This window comes from Algoriphagus aquimarinus (genome assembly GCF_900112005.1).
GTDB lineage: Bacteria > Bacteroidota > Bacteroidia > Cytophagales > Cyclobacteriaceae > Algoriphagus > Algoriphagus aquimarinus.
Map to the genome: position 1 here is coordinate 306,495 of NZ_FOKK01000004.1, position 18,884 is coordinate 325,378.

Consider the following 18,884-nt stretch of genomic DNA (forward strand, 5'->3'; position numbering starts at 1 on the left):
CAATAACACTATGAACCCTATTAAATCAACCCTTTGCATAGCAGCACTTTTGATTGGTGCCCAAGCTTTCTCTCAAGAAATAGAAGACAAAAAAGGCATTGTCGCTAAAAATGCACAACTAGTAAAAGTTCAAGATGGCTTTGAATTCACAGAAGGTCCGGCAGTAAATCGCTTTGGAGATGTTTATTTCACAGACCAACCAAATAACCGTATTCATAAGTGGAATGCTATATCCAATGAAGTAAGTGTATTCAAAGAAGATGCAGGAAGATCAAACGGAATGTATTTTATGCTAGACGGAACTTTGGTTACCTGCGCTGACAACAAAAATGAGCTTTGGGCTTTTGATACCGATGGAAATCCTGAAGTATGGATCACTGCTTTCAAAGGCAAAAAACTGAATGGTCCAAATGATCTATGGATACGTCCTAAAGGAGGTATATATTTTACAGATCCTCTTTATGCCCGCCCGTATTGGGAAGGCCGTGGCGAAGAGTCTGAGCAAGATGGCCAGAATGTTTACTTCTTATCAGCTGACAGAACCGAACTCTTCAAAGTTGCTGATGATCTGGTAAAACCAAATGGAATTGTTGGAACCCCTGATAGTAAGTACCTTTTTGTCTCTGACATAGGTGCAAAGAAAACCTATAAATACGAAGTTCGTGAAGATGGCTACTTGATTAATAAGACTCTTTTTTGCGAAATGGGGTCTGATGGTATGGCGATCGATGACAGAGGGAACGTTTACCTCACTGGAGATGGAGTAACAGTTTTCAATAGAAATGGTGAGCAAATTGCACATATCCCAGTTCCGGCTAAGTGGACTGCCAATGTCGTATTTGGTGCACTTGACAGAAAAACACTCTTTATTACGGCCATGGATGCCGTCTATACTCTTCAGATGAAAACTAGAGGAGTTTGGTAAAATAAGCCCAGGAAAGTATTAACTACTGTTTACTAACTTCCCTATTTACCAAAAAATAGAAATCCCGGAAAGGAAGCTTTTACTCAGCCTCTTCTCCGGGATTTATTTTTATACAATCCTAAAAGATTCTCTTTTTAAATGAACCAAGGGATTACAAAGAATTAAAAAAAATTAGAAAATACCGATGTAGTGATTTCCTGGCTGATTTACCAAAGTAGCACCTTTAGTAGCCACACCGGTATTACTATTAAGGATATAAATATTACCATCCTTACCTACAGGAGTTACAGCCATATACACGTCTATACCATCCACTACAAAACCTTGGTACTGGTTGAATTCCAAATCAGCATCATATGGCATGTCAACAATAGAAGCAGTTCTAGCATCTAAATCCATCCATACCACAAAACCATTTTCTGCTCCATCATGAGAGATAAGCGCAAATGCTTTTCCATCTTGAGCATATTGCCACGCTTCGATAGTTACCCCACTTAAACCTAAAGCATGGTTCAAGCTAAATACATAAGAATCATCATATACATTGCTCTGATTGATTCTTAGGATATACGAACCCGCAGGATCTCTTTCAGTAGCTTGGTAAATATTCCCATCATCACCTAAGTAGCTGTAGTGACTTCTGTAGCCACTATTGTCACCATGTCCGACTGTTGAGTTGATTACAGAAGGGTTGGCAAAAGACGGATAATCTACTACCACAGACTTAGAACCCAATCTCTCGTAGTCACCTTCAGTTTCACCTGTAGCCACATTGTATTTTCTCATCCAGGTACCAATGATCAGCTTATCGCCAGCTTTGTTCAATACAGAACCGTCCAATCTAAAAATAGTATGACCTTCCGCCTCTTCTTCTTCAGTAAGTGGGATTTCGTATTGTACATAACTTCTAATAAGAGATTCCTGTAAATCTAGCGCAAGTACTGTAGCAACTCCTCTGTAATAAGCAAAAGCTGCATCTGGAGTATTTCCCGCTGGCGCATTGTTGGCTGCTATGTTAGCCATATTTAATGCAATACCAGTTTTGTCTCCATCATTCAATTTCAACCAACGCGGTGAAGTTCCTGCGTACTGTGAAATATTAACAGAAACATCAGATTGAACGAAGCTATCCCCACCATTCACGGTGTATTTAGAGAACTCACCTCCATTGTCACCTGTGTAGGCAATATTGAAAAGTGTACTTCCATCTTCGGATGATTGAAGACGTGCAGTTCTATTAGACTTCACTCCAAAACCTTCCGTATATACGCTGATCTGAGTTTCTGGATCTTTTGCTTCTTCTATGGACACAGAGTAAACCATAGTTCCACCATTACCATCACCTGGGTTATCAGCCATCAAAGCTCCTGCTACGGTGATGAATCTATCCTCTTGCTCTACAGGCGGTTCAATAGGATCACCCCCATTGTCATCACTGCAGCTTGAAAGCACAATTGTGCCCATTAATGCGCTCAGTGTTAAAAAGTTTAAAAATTGCTTTTTCATAATTTACTTCTGGTTGATTAAAATTAATTGTTGGTTGAATTAGAATTTGTTAATGGTATAATTGACTTTCAAATAAAAGCCTCTTCCAGGCTTTTGAACAGCAAAGTTGTCGAAGGCTTGCTGATCGAAAATGTTTCTCAAATCTGCACTCACTACTAGTTTTTGGTTAGGGAAAATATAATTCATCCCGATGTCTTGGATGAATTGGCGAGGGGTTCTAAAGTCTTCGATTTCCAACCAGGTGGTATAGAATCTATCTACAAAACCTGCGCTGTAGTACAAATTCAGTGATGAGCGTTTTTGAAGTACATTTTTGAAAGCATACTGAACCGTTGTATTGATAGTGAAAAATGGCTCATTAGGTAATTGCTGGTTGTAGTAAGTGTACTCTTTTCCGTTCGGATCATATTGAATGTTGAACACCGAATTGAACTTAGAGAAGTTTAGCAATACATCCAGATTATCTTTCCAAGTGTAGTTGATCTCACCCTCAAAGCCGATTGACTTTGTTTTCCCTAAATTCTCAAAGGGGTCAGTTTGAACTGCATCGTTCAAGCGTGGGTTGATTTTCCTTACAATCTTATCCTTAGTATCCCTTAAGAAGCCCGAAACGTAGAATGAAAATTTGTTGGTAGGATTTAAGCTATAGGTGCCACTTCGTAAACCAATATTCAAGTTGTTGCTTACCTCAGGGCGTATATTTATGTTCTCAATAATATTTTCACTAGGACTACCAAAAATTTCATTTTCGGAAGGCATTCTTACAGCTTTTTCAGCTGAAACAAGGAACGTTAAATTTTGCTTCAATTTATAGGAAGTCGCTAATCCATAGCCTGGAGTTGAATTGTTACTAGACACACGATCTTCACCTTTAATCTGCTCTCCATTTGAAGTAATCAGAATAGGATCCATCCGATCAATTTTCTGTTGATAGTATTTCCCAAAAAGATTGGCTTTAAACCGAGATTCAAAAAGCGTCGCCTCATAAGCCAGCGCAGAGACATTTTTCGTTAAGTCACGTGTACCTATAAATTCTCTTTCAATAGCTGATTTCAAATCGTCACGCTCCGTTCTATCGATTGTATAGTACATGTGATTGAAAACTAATCTATGTTTTTCAGAAAAATCATAAATAGCTCCTCCTCTAAAAGTGGAGATACTTCTATTAATATGATTAATTGTTGGTGCCCCTTGCTGTGCACCGCTTGGTCTCAAAATTGGATCTCCATTGAGACCAATACTCTGCTCGCCAAACCAATCATAATTCCAACGCACCGTGTCATTCACAACTTCCTTTCTATCTGAAATCATTCCATTGAAATTCACTTCAAGTCCCTTGGTCAGAAAGTTAGATTTAGAATAGGCAACACTTACAACATTTGCCTGAGACTCCGTGAAGCGACCTTTGTAAGGTATAGTCATGTATGTCCCATGCTGAATCTCGTTGTAATCATCCGAGACATTGTATCCAATTAAAAATTGATCAGCCCATTTGACATCAGTAAATCCTACTTGGATATTGGCACCAATTGATTTGTAAGCATCGTTGAAACGCTTGGCTCTGACATATTCATAGCGACCGTTAGGAAGAATATTTCTTACGAATTTCCCCCAGACCTCGTAATCATTGTCTGAGTAGTTATAAAACCCAGAACCTTTTACTGTAAAACCTGAATTGGAATTGCGGAATGATCCACTCATATTGGCTTGCAGCGTATTGAATGAACCATAGGACAGAGAAGCTGTCAGATTGTTCATCGCTCCTTTTTTCAGTATTACATTGATCGCTCCACCCAAAGCATCATCAGCCAAATGAGCTGGAATCACTCCTTTGTAGACCTCAATTCGCTCTATCAAAGCCGGAGGAATGCTATTTAGACTAAAGGATCCACCATAAGTGGAGATGGGTACTCCGTCTATAAATATTCGGACAGAATTACCAGACATACCATTCAGATTATAGGAAACTTGCGAACCCAAACCGCCATTTTGGCGAACTCGAACTCCTACTGATCTATTCAGTAAATCATTGGTTTGTAGTGATTGAAGAGATGCCTTCTTCGTTTCTATCACGTTTACTGCAAAACCTGTTGCTTCAATTTCACTTTTGTGAGACTCTCCTTCTACAATTACCTCGTCCAACTCACTATCCTCAGCGCGCTTGAGTGTAGTTGAAAGCTTTAGGTTTGTCTTATCTATATGTATACTAAAATCATGTTTTTGGATTTCTATGCTACTCACATTGACCTGATATGGTCCAAAAGGAATATCCGTGAGCTCATATCTACCTCTTTCATCAGAAAGGGTATGTTTTTTAATGGACTGAATAAATACAGATGCATAGGCAACAGGGGCGCCATCATCGAAAGTCAAAGTTCCTGAGATTTTCCCGGTTTGGGAAAAAGCCAAATCAGAAATTAAAACGTTCAACGTAAAAAATAATAGAGTAAAACTTGTTTTCATGTGCCGCCTGAGGTGAATCTGACAGCAAAATTAGAGTTTAATTATAATTAATCTAAATAAGGATTGTAAAAAACTTGTCTCTATCCTAAGGCTACATTCTCAAAACGAGGATAGCTCACTGTATTTCACACGATTAGTTATTTGTAAATAATCTAAATAAAAAATTAGAAAAATAAATTCGACTAGCAGAATCCTACTTCTGATAGCCGAATTAGAAGTATTACTTAGTTGCAATCATTTCCATCTACATCACAAGCTTCCCCATCACCTTCGGCGATTTCAAGACTTGGAAGGGTTTTAGCAAATTCATTCCAGGCTTTTGACAAAGTCTGATCAAAAACCTCATCCGGTTGTGCCCCTGATATCCCGAATTTCCTATCTAATACGAAGAAAGGAACTCCCTTCACTCCTATTGTTCGGGATTCGTAGATATCTTGTTCTACTGCATCTTTGAATTGTTCAGAGGCTAACATTTGTCTGATTACCTCTTCTTCTAAACCAACTTCTTTTCCCAAAGAAACAAGCGTGTCAACATCGTCAACATTCAACCCATCCGTAAAATAAGATTTCAGTAAAATCTCTTTCATCTCTCCTCCTTTGCCTGATTCTTTGGCTAAATGGATCAACCGATGTGAATTCATCGTATTTGCAACGACCGTTTTTCCCATCTGAAAGTCCAAACCTTCTGCTGCAGCCATGTTCACCACGTTATCCGTGATTTCTAAAGTTTGCTCCATTGACCAGCCTTTAGACTTGGAAAGATGCTCCAGCGTATTTAACGAAGGGTCTGTAACCTGATCCGGATTAAGCTGAAAGCTTTTCCATTCAATCTCGATTTTATCTTTGAAAGGCGAATTATTGATCGCCTTTTCCATTTTTCTTTTACCGATGTAGCAGAAAGGGCAAACTACATCTGACCATATTTCTATTTTCATAGCTAGATTCTTTAATTAACTTATGATGAAATAGAAATTAAGCCAAAAGAGTTCAGCCAATTTTGAAAACCAAAGAATGTCCTTCCTGCGCGATGGAAATAGATTCCAAAGCGAAGATTTGCCCAATCTGCAAGTTTGAATTTCCTCAGCGATCCCCTTGGATCACTTGGTTAGCTATTATCTTATTGATAGTTTGGATCTTCAGCTATATACTTTAATCTGAAAATCCACAAAGATGCCAGTAGCCAAAATCCCTTTGCTCTTCCGGCCAGTTGACGGAAGACGGGTGACCGAAGCGGCCTCAGTGATAGTGTTAACCAAATCATATTATACTTTGGTCTCTAATGCTGGCAAAAAACTGGAGAGACATATACTTTAATAAACACATCTACATCTATGAATAAGCGTAAATTTTTAAAGTCTTTGACCTTCCTTGGAATCGGCACAGGATCATTTTTCTCTGCGAAAAATGCCACTGCTAAAACTATAGCTGAGATAGATCCTAATGCGGCTGACTTTTGGGATCAAATCCGCGCTGCTTACAAATTGAAGCCCGATTACATTAATCTCGAGAATGGTTATTACTGCTTTTTGCCAGAAGAAACCCTAGAAAACTACATCAAGCATCTCAGAGAAGTCAATTATCAAGCTTCAAGCTATATGCGTACGGTACAGTGGGACAACAAAGCCAAAAGTGCAGCGATGGTTGCAGAATTAATTGGTGCTTCATCAGAAGAAGTTGTGCTTACCCGAAACACGACAGAATCTATTGACATAATAATCTCTGGCTACCCATGGAAAGCAGGCGATGAAGCAATTGTATCCAATCAAGACTATGAAAGTTTGCTCAATATGTTTGAGTTGGCAGAAAGGCGCTATGGAATCAAAGTCAAAAGAATAGACATACCCATGCATCCAAAAGATGATGCAGAAATAGTAGCCGTCTATGAGAAAGCGATCACCCCCAAAACCAAACTGATGATGGTCCCTCATATTGTCAATATCACAGGCCATATTTTGCCCGTGAGGAAAATTGCTGATATGGCCCATGGACATGGTGTAGAAATAATGTTAGACGGAGCTCACGCAGTAGGACATTTTGATTTCAATATATCAGAATTGAATTGTGATTATTACGGGTGTAGCTTACACAAGTGGTTGAGTGTCCCTCTTGGTTGCGGAATGCTTTATGTCAAAAAAGGAAAGAGCCAGCAAATCCGGCCTCTTCTTGCTCCTTATGAATTGGATCAAAAGACACTTCTTAACCTGAATCACACAGGTACACATGCCGTTTCCACAGATTTGTCGGTGATCGATGCGGTCAACTTCTTAAATAAAATGGGCAGCAAACGAAAAGAAGAGCGATTGAGATACATACAGCGCTATTGGTCTGACCAGGTTCGTGATTTGCCAGGAGTAAATGTCAATACACCTAAAGATCCTCACCGCTCTTGTGCCATTGCAAATGTGGGCCTTGATGCAATGAGTCCAGCAGATATGGCTAAGACTTTAATTGAAAAGTATCAGATATTTACCGTTGCAATAAATGGTGCTGGCGGAGTGAATGGTTGCAGAATCACTCCCAATGTATATACATCAGAAGCTGAAATGGACAAATTTGTCACTGCTTTGAAGGAAATGTCAGGGAATGCATAACTGCAATCCTCTATACTCAATTGCCTATTTGACAATTAGACGCCAAATTATATTCTGAAGATGCTTATTTAAGCAAAATAGACCCTTCAATTTTCTCAAATCTGTAAAAATCAGGGTTAAACCTTAAATTATTCTTAAAAACTCTTGCATTTTCCTTCCTAAGGAATGAATTTTGCCACCCTATTACGCATGACACAAGTAAATCAAATAGCGCCAACATTTATTCATACTACTTCAGTAGTCGTGAACGCTGATGCTATTGCTTTTTTCACTCCGTTAAGGACGTGTAGATTTTTCTATAGGGTTTAACCCTTCGATGAATAGTTGTATTCCTACGTGGAGTACTTGCCCGCCCTTTTACATTTTGATTTATTTACCAATCTTCCGATTCCGTCGGAATTAACACATGCAATCCCTAATGGATAACATTTCTTTCCAGATTATTGTAGCAAATGCTTCTCACAAGGACTACTCCACTCAGATCACCGATGAGATGGAAAACTCCGCTAAAGCTCGTGGAACTGGTATAGCCAAGCGTAGCCCAGCTTATGTGGAAACCAAGATGGAAGAAGGAAAAGCAGTAATCGCATTGACCTCTGACGGCAAATGGGCAGGTTTCTGCTACATTGAAGCTTGGGGTCATGGTAAATATGTTGCAAACTCTGGTTTGATCGTTTCTCCTGAATACAGAAAATACGGACTTGCCCGAAAAATCAAGAATGAAGTATTCAAACTTAGCCGTTTGAAGTACCCAGATTCAAACATATTCGGATTGACAACAGGTGCTGCAGTAATGAAAATCAACTCTGAATTAGGTTACATTCCTGTTTCTTACTCAGACCTTACAGATGATAATGAATTCTGGAAAGGCTGCCAAAGTTGTATCAACTACGAGATATTAATGAGTAAAAATAGGCAAAACTGTCTGTGCACAGCTATGCTCTATGATCCCAACTCAAAGAGAAATCACACACAAGAATTAGCACTTCGTGATGATTTCAAGAAAGATCTTAAATTATTTGATCGTTGGGTTAGATTAAAGAAATACGTGATGCTTAAATTGAATAAGTCGAAGGACACTCTTACAAGCATCTTTTTATAAATCATTTCTTCCTTTTCGGAAGCAAAATCCTATTTCGATAGAATCGACCTAAATGAAGATCGACTGATTATGAGTTGATTATTCACATAGCGAGATTACAATAGAAAGAAAATTAGACTCTTATGAAAAAAATAGTTTTAGCCTACAGTGGAGGCTTGGATACCACATTTTGTGCCTTGCACCTGTCCAAAGAACTAGGATATGAAGTGCATGCAGTTTTGGTAAACACAGGCGGATTTTCCGAAGAAGAATTGACAGACATAGAGGAAAGGGCAAAAGGCTTAGGCGTAGCTTCTTTCAAAACACTTCACGTAATGGACACTTATTACAATGAAGTGATCAAATACCTCGTGTTTGGAAATGTCCTTAAAAACCAAACTTATCCACTATCTGTATCTGCAGAGCGCATCCTTCAGGCGAAATCATTAGCTGAGTACGCCAAGTCTATCGGTGCAAAAGCAGTAGCTCACGGTTCTACTGGAGCTGGAAATGATCAGGTTCGATTTGATATGATCTTCCAAACCATTGTGCCAGACATCGAGATCGTCACTCCTATTCGTGACTTGAAATTGAGTCGTGCTGAAGAAATCGAATACTTGAAAAAGCATGGCGTCTCGATGAATTTCGAGAAAGCCGCTTATTCTATCAATAAAGGAATCTGGGGAACTTCTGTAGGAGGAAAAGAGACGCTTACATCTTCCGATTACCTTCCTGAAGAAGCCTGGCCGACTCAAGCTACAGAATCTGAGCCTTTGGAATTGATACTTTCTTTCGAGCAAGGCGAACTTAAAGGGGTTGATGGTAAAAAATATGATGATTCAGTAGAAGCAATTCAAGCTCTTCAGGCTTTGGCTGCGCCCTATGGTATCGGTCGTGACATTCACGTTGGTGATACTATTATCGGTATCAAAGGCCGAGTTGGTTTCGAAGCTGCTGCTCCATTGATTATCATCAAAGGCCATCAGTTGCTAGAGAAGCACACACTTACCAAGTGGCAGCTTTTCTGGAAAAATCAATTGGCTGAATTCTACGGTAATCACCTGCACGAGGGGCATTACCTTGATCCAGTGATGAGAAACATGGAAGAATTCATGGCTAGCACACAGACTTATGTGACTGGTGAAGTTCGGGTTTTACTTCAGCCATTCCGATTCACTTTACTTGGAATCACTTCTAATCATGATCTGATGTCCAACAAATTTGGTAGCTACGGAGAAATGAACAAAGGCTATACAGCAGAAGACGTAAAAGGTTTCACCCGAATTTTGGGTAACCAAACCTCAATTTTCCATAAGGTAAACTCTGACAATGACTAAAATCAAGACAGCGATCATAGGCGCAGCGGGATATACTGGAGGCGAATTACTTCGTCTTCTGGTTCATCATCCTGCTTGCGAATTGGTCTACGTACATAGCAATAGCCAGAAAGGCAAAAAAGTATCAGAGGTTCATCCGGATCTGATCGGAGATTGTGATCTCATTTTTACTGACGAAGTACAGACAGAAGGGATAGAAGCTGTGTTCTTGGGATTGCCACATGGCCAAACCAAAGGGTTTTTGGATCAACACTCCTTCTCTCCTGAGACAGTTTTGATCGATTTGTCCACTGATTTCCGAGACGAGTCGAATGGCTTTACCTATGGTCTTCCTGAAGTAAATGCTGGCAAAATCAAAACTGCTAAGAAAATCGCAAATCCAGGCTGCTTTGCTACAGGCATTCAATTAGCACTACTTCCTGCTATCGCAAAAGGCTGGGTGAAAGACACGATCAATATCTCTGGAGTCACAGGAAGTACCGGGGCAGGCAAGAAACTAGCTGAGACATCACACTTCAGTTACAGATCTTCAAATATGTCTGTCTATAAGCTTTTTACACACCAGCATCTAAAGGAGATTAATCAGACTTTCAAGCAGCTAAATGCTAGCTTTTCATCTGAAATGCTCTTTGTTCCTTACCGTGGCAATTTCCCTAGAGGGATCTGGATTACAGCTTATTTCCCTTTTGAAGGAACTCAAGAGGAGGCTGTAGCTGCCTACAAAGAATTCTATAAAGACGCAGCATTTACTCACGTTTCTGATATCGATATCGATATGAAGCAAGCAGTGAACACAAACAAGGGCATCGTTTACGTGCAGAAAGAAGCTGGTCAATTGGTGATTTACTCTGCTATTGACAACCTACTCAAAGGAGCTTCTGGACAGGCAGTTCAAAATTACAATTTGGCATTTGGACTTGAAGAGAGGATGGGCTTGAATCTGAAAAGTTTAGGGTTCTAAGATATTAGAAGCTAGACACAAGATTTAAGACTGAATGATGGTCACTTCAATATTAAGTGTTCATCATTCAGCATTCATTATTCTCCAACCTTGAAATTGATTTGCGAGGTTCATAAGAACTCCGTAAATCAAAAATCGTAATTCGTAAATCCTCATGAAATTATTTGATGTATATCCCCTGATCCCAGTGACCATCACAAAAGCTGAAGGCTGCAAACTTTGGGACGATCAAGGACAAGAATATATAGATTTATACGGTGGTCACGCAGTGATTTCCATTGGTCACACCCATCCACATTACGTTAAGCGAATCAAGGATCAACTGGATCAGATCGCTTTTTATTCCAATTCCATACAAATCCCTGTACAAAAGGAGTATGCTGAAAAGCTTGGAGAGCTTTCAGGCTATCCTGAGTATGAGCTTTTCCTGTGTAACTCAGGAGCTGAAGCTAATGAGAATGCGATTAAGCTTGCTTCCTTCGCAACTGGAAAATCTGGCTTTATTGCTTTTTCTGGAGGTTTTCACGGTAGAACTTCAGGTGCAGTAGCTTTGACAGATAATCCAAAAATCGTTGCTCCCTGTAATGAGAGAGAGGATTTTCAGATTCTTCCATGGGGTGATTTGGAAGCTGTAGAGAAGCGTGTGAAAGATGGGAATATTGCAGGAATTATCATAGAAGGCATACAAGGAGTGAATGGAATTCAGGTTCCTTCTTCTAAGTTTCTAACAGGTTTGGCAGGAATTGCTAAATCTTATGGGGTCAAATTGATTCTTGATGAGGTACAATCTGGTTTTGGACGCACCGGTAAGTTCTTTGCCCATCAATTAGTAGATGGTGTGAAGCCAGATATCATCAGTATGGCAAAGGGAATGGGTAATGGATTTCCTATTGGTGGAATCTTGATCTCACCTGAGTTCAAAGCTACCTACGGATTACTCGGAACTACTTTCGGAGGCAATCACCTAGCCTGCGCCGCAGGTTTGGCAGTGTTAGAAGTTATTGAAAACGAAAACCTTCTCGAAAACGCCACAAAACTTGGTGAAAAGCTTTTAGCTGAATTGAAAGAAGTCCCGGGAATCACAGCTATTCGTGGTACTGGACTGATTATAGGTATTGACCTTGATCGGGAAGCTGGTCCTGTTCGTTCTGAATTGGTAAAAAAATACCACATGTTCACAGGAAGCGCTGCTGGTAAGAACACGATAAGACTCCTGCCTCCTTTAAATATCGAGTGGAATCAGTTAAATTCGTTTTTAACCGCATTAAAAGAAATCTTAAGTCAATCCCCTTCCAGTTAAGCAATGGCCAATATTATCCAGCCACTACAGCATTTTACAAAATTTGAATCCTTCGATCTGGGCAACCAGTTAATCGAAAAAGCACTTCTATACAAAGCCAACCCAGCTCTTGATAAGGCAAAAGGTGCAGGGAAGCGCATAGGATGTATTTTCCTAAATCCTTCTCTGAGAACACGTGTTTCTACTCAGCTAGCAGCTATGAATTTGGGTATGGAGCCAATTGTACTGAATATGGACAAGGAAGGTTGGGCGCTGGAGATGCAAGATGGAGCAGTCATGAATCGTGGCACGGTAGAGCACATCAAAGACGCTGCTGCAGTATTAGGTTCATATTTTGATATTCTTGCGATCCGTGCATTTCCTTCTTTGACAAATAAAGAAGAGGACACATCTGATTTTGTGTTTTCTCAGTTTGTTAAATATTCAGGAGTTCCTGTAGTGAGTTTGGAATCTGCCACTCGTCACCCACTTCAAAGTCTAGCGGATCAGATCACGATTAGAGAGAATTGGGCAGGTAAAAAGAAGCCAAAGGTCGTACTGACTTGGGGCCCACATATTAAGGCTATTCCACATGCAGTGGCTAATTCCTTTGCAGAATGGACCCTTGGTATGGATCATGATCTAACAATTACTCATCCTGTGGGTTATGAATTAGATGAGCAATTTTCTAAAGGTGCTACAATAGAATACAATCAAAGTAAAGCATTGGAAGGAGCTGATTTTGTTTATGTTAAAAACTGGTCATCTTTCAATGATTATGGAAAAATCATTTCTACTGATGCCTCTTGGATGCTTACTGAAAATCATTTTGAGAATGCTGAAAATGCCAAAGTAATGCATTGCTTACCAGTCAGAAGAAACCTAGAATTATCCGATGAGATCTTGGATGGAGAGCGCTCTTTAGTACAGCAGCAGGCAAAAAATAGAATTTTTGCCGCTCAGGCAGCCATTAGCCATCTGCTAGGAAATAAATAACGACTTACGCCCAATGAAAATTAGTATTATTAAAATCGGTGGTAATGTCATCGACTTTCCTGAGAAGCTAAATGAATTCTTAGCTATTTTTGCCAAATTTCCTGGACATAAAATACTTGTCCATGGTGGCGGAATTATGGCATCTCGCTTTGGTGAATCTCTAGGTGTAATGCCTGAAATGGTAGATGGGAGAAGAATCACTGATCAGGATACACTGGATGTGGTGACAATGGTCTATGCCGGCTTAATCAACAAAAACTTGGTAGCAAAACTTCAAGCGCTGAAAGTTAACGCGATTGGAATGACTGGTGCCGATGGAAATATAATCAGATCCATTAAGCGTCCTGTTAAGGATATTGACTACGGTTTTGTAGGTGATATTCAAGAAGTTAATACCAAACTGATTGATCTTTTACTTTCAGGAAATTTACTTCCTGTAGTGAATGCGATCACGCATGATGCTAAAGGTCAATTGCTCAATACTAACGCTGATAGTATTGCCTCTGCCCTAGCTACTAGTCTTGCAAAAGAACATCAGGTCAATCTATATTTCTGTTTTAATAAGAGCGGAGTTTTGATCGATGAGAAAAATGAAAACTCTATCATTCCACTAATCAATGAGGATATTTATGCTGAGCTCCGCAAAGAAAATGTAATTCACTCTGGCATGATACCTAAGTTGGATAATGCCTTCGAAGCATTAGAAAAAGGTGTTAATCATGTGTGGATAGGAAAAGCAGAAAATCTCTCTTTAGCAGCGAAAGGCAAACTCTCTGGAACTACCATAGAGAGAAGTCGATACGACCTTTACTAAGACAAAAATTTGAATACAACGATGGGATTATATGATGATGCAGTTCAACTTCTTACTCAGTTAATAGAAATTCCATCCTATTCTAGGGAAGAAAGCTCTACAGCTGAAGTTATTGAAGAATTTTTCACTGCACGTGATATAGAAGTCCATAAATCAGGCTACAACATTTGGGCTTTTGCAAATCCTTTTGATAAAAATAAACCTACTATTTGGTTAAACTCGCACCACGATACGGTAAAACCAAATACTGGATATACTAAGGATCCTTTTCAGGCTATTACTGAAGATGGTAAATTATTTGGACTAGGTAGCAATGATGCTGGTGGACCACTTGTTAGCCTTATGGCAGCTTTTTCACATTTTTACGGACAAGAGCTTCCTTTCAATCTAATCATGATTGCTTCTGCTGAGGAAGAAATTTCAGGTAAAAATGGAATTGCTTCAGTTATAGCTCAGCTTCCTCCCTGTGATTTGGCTATTGTGGGAGAACCTACCTTGATGGACATGGCCGTTGCAGAAAAAGGCTTGATGGTGATCGATGCAAAAGTTTACGGAAAAGCAGGACATGCAGCACGAGAAGAAGGTGTAAATGCCATTTATGAAGCCTTAGATGACCTAAAAGCGATTCGAGATTTCGAATTCACTAGGACTTCTCAATTCCTGGGAAAGACGAAAGTATCAGCAACAGTCATACACTCTGGACAACAGCATAACGTAGTTCCAGATCTCTGCGAATTTGTATTAGACGTTCGCGTCACTGATGCATATTCATTGGAAGAAGCTTTAGATGAATTGAAAAGCTCTATTAATGCAGAGCTAACTCCACGATCACTAAGACTGCAATCTTCACATGTACCAGAGGGTCATCTGATCTTGAAAGTCGGTGAACAACTAGGACTAAAAACTTACGGAAGTCCTACCCTATCTGATCAGGCATTAATCCCCTACCCATCTGTCAAAATCGGCCCAGGCGATTCAACAAGGTCACATTCAGCAGACGAATATATTTATTTGAACGAAATTCAGAACGGCATAATTGGCTATATCAAGATACTTGAAACCTACGCTACTATGCTTACTCAAACTACATAGAAATGAAACTTTGGCAAAAAGAAACAGGAAGCAAAAAGGAAGTGGAATCTTTCACTATTGGTCGCGATCCTGAATTTGATATACTTTTGGCACCCTTTGATGTGCTAGGATCTATGGCTCATGCCCAGATGCTTTCTACTATTGGACTTCTTACAGTCGAAGAAAACGATATACTCCAGCAAGGACTAAAGGATATCTATGCTGAAATCCAGAAAGGCGAATTTGAAATAGCTCCAGGTGTGGAAGATGTGCATTCTCAGGTTGAGTTTTTACTTACAGAACGATTTGGCGATGTAGGCAAGAAACTTCACAGTGGAAGAAGCAGAAATGATCAAGTTTTGGTTGACTTGAAACTTTACTATAGAGCTGCGATTCATGAATTGGTAGAAGAAAGCTCTGTACTTTTCGAGCAATTGATAGAATTAGCTAAAAAGCATAAAGATGACCTGATGCCAGGTTATACGCATACACAGCTAGCTATGCCTTCCTCCTTTGGGCTTTGGTTTAGTTCTTTTGCCGAAGGCATAAGTGAAGATTTGGGCATGCTAAAGGCTGCATTTGACCTAGCAAACAAAAATCCGTTAGGTTCTGCTGCTGGATATGGTTCTAGCTTCCCTCTAAACAGAACGATGACGACCAAGCTTCTTGGTTTTGCGGATCTACATCACAACGTATTGAATGCACAAAACAGCAGAGGGAAAACTGAGCGTACTTTGTCTTTTGCCATGGCAGGAATGGCAGGAACTCTGAATCGAATGGCTTCCGACGTGTGTATTTTTATGAATCAGCATTTTGCATTTATCAGCTTTCCAGATGATTTGACGACGGGAAGCAGCATTATGCCTCACAAGAAAAACCCGGATGTATTCGAGTTGATCAGAGCCAAAACAAATCAGATTCAGTCGGTACCAAATGCGGTTTCCATGATTCTAACCAATACTACCACTGGATACCACAGAGATCTGCAGTTACTTAAGGAGGAAATTTTCCCTGCATTGGAAAGTCTAAAATCTTGTCTGAGCATGAGCACATTCATGCTTAAATCTATCAAGGTAAAAGAGAATATTTTGTCAGATCCATTTTACAAGCATCTATTCTCAGTAGAAGTAGTTAACGACCTTGTATTAAAAGGAATCCCCTTTAGAGATGCTTATAAACAAGTCGGAATGGATATAGAATCTGGTAATTTCAATCCAGACCAAAGCAAGCTTAATCATTCCCATGAAGGAAGTATTGGAAACTTAAATCTGGAAGAAATAGAGAAAAAAATGAAAATGTCTATCCAACAGTTTAATTTTAAAGACGTAGAGCATTCCATAGAAGATCTTCTAAAAAAAGACTTGATGTAGGTTTTATGCATTTTATTTGAATCATTCCGTACAATAATTTATTTTTATTCGAAATCAAGAAGAAAATTCTTCCCTTCATAAAAAACCGACTGCTAGAATGAACACCCTATTTGGAAGTAATCTTAAATATGATTTAAAAGCTAGTTTAGTGGTTTTTTTGGTTGCGCTACCGCTTTGTTTAGGGATAGCAATAGCAAGTGGAGCACCTCCTATGTCCGGACTTATTGCAGGAATTGTTGGAGGAATAGTAGTCGGAGCTTTATCTGGTTCTAATGTAAGTGTGAGTGGACCGGCAGCTGGCTTGACTGTAATCGTACTTGATTCAATCAACAGCATGGGCACTTTCCCTCTCTTCCTAGCTACTCTGGTAATTGCAGGTTTGATTCAGCTCGCTTTGGGTATTGCCAAAGCAGGTGTGATCGGTTATTACTTTCCTCACGCTGTCATTAAGGGAATGTTGACAGCCATAGGCTTAATTTTAATTCTGAAGCAAATCCCACACGCACTTGGATACGATGTGGATTTGATGGGTGATCAGGCATTTTTGCAGACTGATAATCATAATACCTTTTCTGAAATTTGGTACGCTATCCAATATTACAGCATAGGAGCAATTCCTATTGTACTTGTTGCCATGGGGATTTTGATTCTTTTTGAAAGACCAAAAATTAAAAATCATAAAATACTTGGTGTCGTTCCTGGCGCTCTATGGGCTGTATTGTCTGGAATTATCATCAACCTTGCGTATGGCGTATGGAAGCCAGAATGGCAACTTGGTGGTGATCATCTAGTGAACATTCCGGTTTTGGATAATTTGGGACAAATAGGAAATTTGCTGACATTTCCTGATTTCTCTATGATTGGAGAAAGTACCTTTTGGATAGTTGCAGCTACGATTGCAATAATAGGTAGCCTCGAAACACTCCTGAGTATAGATGCAGCAGATAAATTAGATCCTCATAAAAGAACAACTCCTCCGAGCAAAGAACTTGTAGCGCAAGGAATTGGTAATTCGATATCAGGTTTGATTGGCGGCCTTCCTGTCACCGCTGTGATTGTAAGAAGTTCAGCGAATGTCGCTTCAGGAGCCAAGACCAAAATGTCTGCTGTACTCCATGGAGTACTACTGATGATTCTAGTATTGAGTATTCCAACTATCCTTAATTTGATACCGCTCAGTTGTCTTGCAGCAGTTCTATTCTTAGTAGGATACAAACTAGCAAAACCATCTATTTTCATAAGTATTTACAAAAATGGCTGGGACCAGTTTATCCCCTTTATAGTCACTGTAGTTGCCATTTTATTTACTGATCTTTTGGTAGGTATAGGTATTGGAATGGTTTTCGGGTTATTCTTTGTGATAAAAACAAATTTTGTTCGCTCTGTAACTTTAACAGAAATGAATGGCAATTATCTCTTAAAGCTCCAAAAAGATGTTTCTTTCCTTAATAAGGCGCTATTGATGAAAAATTTATCTAGAATACCTTCAGGTAGCAAAGTCATCATCAATGCTCAAAAAGCTCAGTTTATTGACCATGATATTCAGGAGGTTTTAAATGATTTTATAGCTTCTTGCTCCGATAAAAATATTAGTATTACAGTAGAAGGATTTAAGTATAAAATTCACGAAAACATATGAGCCCCTACGAGAAATTATTAATTCAAAACAAAGCATGGTCTGCCGATCAAAAACAGGCCGACGAGAACTTTTTTGGTAGACTAGAAAAGCAGCAGTCTCCAAAGTTCCTTTGGATAGGATGCTCGGATAGTAGAGTACCAGCCAATCAGATCACAGGAACGGATCCAGGCGAAATATTTGTGCATCGCAACATCGCGAATATGGTGGTGCATACTGATCTTAATTTACTAAGTGTGTTGGAATATGCTGTGGCGGTACTTAAGGTAGAACACATCATCGTATGTGGCCACTATGGATGCGGAGGTATAGAAGCTGCACTTGGAAACAAAAGCTTTGGACTAATTAACAAATGGCTTTTAAACATCAAAGAAGTCTATAAGCTATACCAAAAAGAAATAGATGCCATCGAAAATCACGACGATAAAGTCAATGCACTTGTCGAATTCAATGTGATTGAGCAATGTCAAGATCTAATCAAGACCTCAATCATACAGAAAGCATGGAGAGATAGATCAGCTCCAACTATTCATGGATGGGCTTATGGATTGAAAGATGGACTGATAAAAGAATTACTCAACATTGAGCCTGATTTTCAGAATATTAACCCAATATTCAGATTTGAATTGGAGGAATTAGATAAATAATTTCAAGTTTTTTTGGTCAGCGGCTGGTAATATATTTTGATTTCCCACTCGCTGACCCTTTATTTGCATCATCCTTTCACTTTTAAGTGCTCGGATTTATATAGAAGAGGCGAGAGACAGGCTCATCGACCCTCTGGCAACCTGGAAAGTCCAAGGTGCCAATTCCTGCCAAATGAGATAATCTTATTTGGACCTATAAGTTCAATG

Annotated in this window: 15 protein-coding genes and 1 riboswitch; of the genes, 12 read left to right on the forward strand and 3 right to left on the reverse strand. The window is 39.4% G+C overall.

The features are described from left to right. The first annotated feature begins 10 nt into the window (after positions 1-10). A complete protein-coding gene (locus BM291_RS07220) occupies positions 11-925 on the forward strand; it encodes an SMP-30/gluconolactonase/LRE family protein (RefSeq protein ID WP_092895785.1) in 915 nt (304 codons plus the stop codon). A gap of 171 nt (positions 926-1,096) precedes the next feature. Here BM291_RS07220 and BM291_RS07225 read toward each other — a convergent pair whose 3' ends face one another. The 3 genes from BM291_RS07225 to BM291_RS07235 form a co-directional block, all read right to left on the reverse strand. Next, positions 1,097-2,431: a hypothetical protein gene (locus BM291_RS07225; RefSeq protein ID WP_092895787.1), complete on the reverse strand. Its 1,335-nt coding sequence runs from the start codon at positions 2,429-2,431 to the stop codon at positions 1,097-1,099. A 39-nt stretch (positions 2,432-2,470) separates the two neighbouring features. Further along, positions 2,471-4,894: a TonB-dependent receptor gene (locus BM291_RS07230; protein ID WP_092895789.1), complete on the reverse strand. Its 2,424-nt coding sequence runs from the start codon at positions 4,892-4,894 to the stop codon at positions 2,471-2,473. A gap of 224 nt (positions 4,895-5,118) precedes the next feature. After that, positions 5,119-5,829: a DsbA family oxidoreductase gene (locus BM291_RS07235; RefSeq protein WP_092895791.1), complete on the reverse strand. Its 711-nt coding sequence runs from the start codon at positions 5,827-5,829 to the stop codon at positions 5,119-5,121. Between the two features lie 396 nt (positions 5,830-6,225). Between BM291_RS07235 and BM291_RS07240 the strand changes: the two genes are divergently transcribed. The 11 genes from BM291_RS07240 to BM291_RS07290 all read left to right on the forward strand — a co-directional run bounded on the left by BM291_RS07240 (position 6,226) and on the right by BM291_RS07290 (position 18,677). Then, on the forward strand, positions 6,226-7,485 hold the full coding sequence (locus tag BM291_RS07240; protein ID WP_092895793.1) for an aminotransferase class V-fold PLP-dependent enzyme: 1,260 nt from the start codon (positions 6,226-6,228) through the stop codon (positions 7,483-7,485). Between the two features lie 418 nt (positions 7,486-7,903). After that, positions 7,904-8,587: a GNAT family N-acetyltransferase gene (locus tag BM291_RS07245; protein WP_092895966.1), complete on the forward strand. Its 684-nt coding sequence runs from the start codon at positions 7,904-7,906 to the stop codon at positions 8,585-8,587. Between the two features lie 122 nt (positions 8,588-8,709). Next, entirely contained in the window at positions 8,710-9,903 is a 1,194-nt protein-coding gene (locus tag BM291_RS07250; RefSeq protein WP_092895795.1) for an argininosuccinate synthase, read from the forward strand. Then, positions 9,896-10,864 carry an N-acetyl-gamma-glutamyl-phosphate reductase gene (argC, locus tag BM291_RS07255; protein ID WP_092895797.1) on the forward strand — a complete coding sequence of 323 codons (969 nt, stop codon included), beginning with the start codon at positions 9,896-9,898 and terminating at the stop codon, positions 10,862-10,864. Before BM291_RS07250 ends, argC begins: the two co-directional genes overlap by 8 nt. Before the next feature lie 154 nt (positions 10,865-11,018). Further along, positions 11,019-12,164 (forward strand): aspartate aminotransferase family protein, encoded by a 1,146-nt coding sequence (locus BM291_RS07260; RefSeq protein WP_092895799.1) that lies wholly within the window; start codon positions 11,019-11,021, stop codon positions 12,162-12,164. A gap of 3 nt (positions 12,165-12,167) precedes the next feature. After that, positions 12,168-13,139: a Rossmann-fold NAD(P)-binding domain-containing protein gene (locus BM291_RS07265; RefSeq protein WP_092895801.1), complete on the forward strand. Its 972-nt coding sequence runs from the start codon at positions 12,168-12,170 to the stop codon at positions 13,137-13,139. A gap of 13 nt (positions 13,140-13,152) precedes the next feature. Continuing rightward, positions 13,153-13,953, forward strand: a complete 801-nt coding sequence (argB, locus tag BM291_RS07270) for an acetylglutamate kinase (RefSeq protein WP_092895803.1) — start codon at positions 13,153-13,155, stop codon at positions 13,951-13,953. Between the two features lie 21 nt (positions 13,954-13,974). After that, positions 13,975-15,045: a M20 family metallo-hydrolase gene (locus tag BM291_RS07275; RefSeq protein ID WP_092895805.1), complete on the forward strand. Its 1,071-nt coding sequence runs from the start codon at positions 13,975-13,977 to the stop codon at positions 15,043-15,045. A 2-nt stretch (positions 15,046-15,047) separates the two neighbouring features. Then, positions 15,048-16,394 (forward strand): argininosuccinate lyase, encoded by a 1,347-nt coding sequence (gene argH, locus BM291_RS07280; protein WP_092895807.1) that lies wholly within the window; start codon positions 15,048-15,050, stop codon positions 16,392-16,394. Between the two features lie 97 nt (positions 16,395-16,491). Next, positions 16,492-18,033, forward strand: coding sequence for a SulP family inorganic anion transporter (locus BM291_RS07285; protein ID WP_092895809.1), 1,542 nt, complete (start codon positions 16,492-16,494; stop codon positions 18,031-18,033). After that, positions 18,030-18,677 carry a carbonic anhydrase gene (locus BM291_RS07290; protein ID WP_092895811.1) on the forward strand — a complete coding sequence of 216 codons (648 nt, stop codon included), beginning with the start codon at positions 18,030-18,032 and terminating at the stop codon, positions 18,675-18,677. Before BM291_RS07285 ends, BM291_RS07290 begins: the two co-directional genes overlap by 4 nt. 93 nt (positions 18,678-18,770) lie before the next feature. Next, positions 18,771-18,879, forward strand: a riboswitch (SAM riboswitch). Positions 18,880-18,884 lie beyond the last annotated feature (5 nt).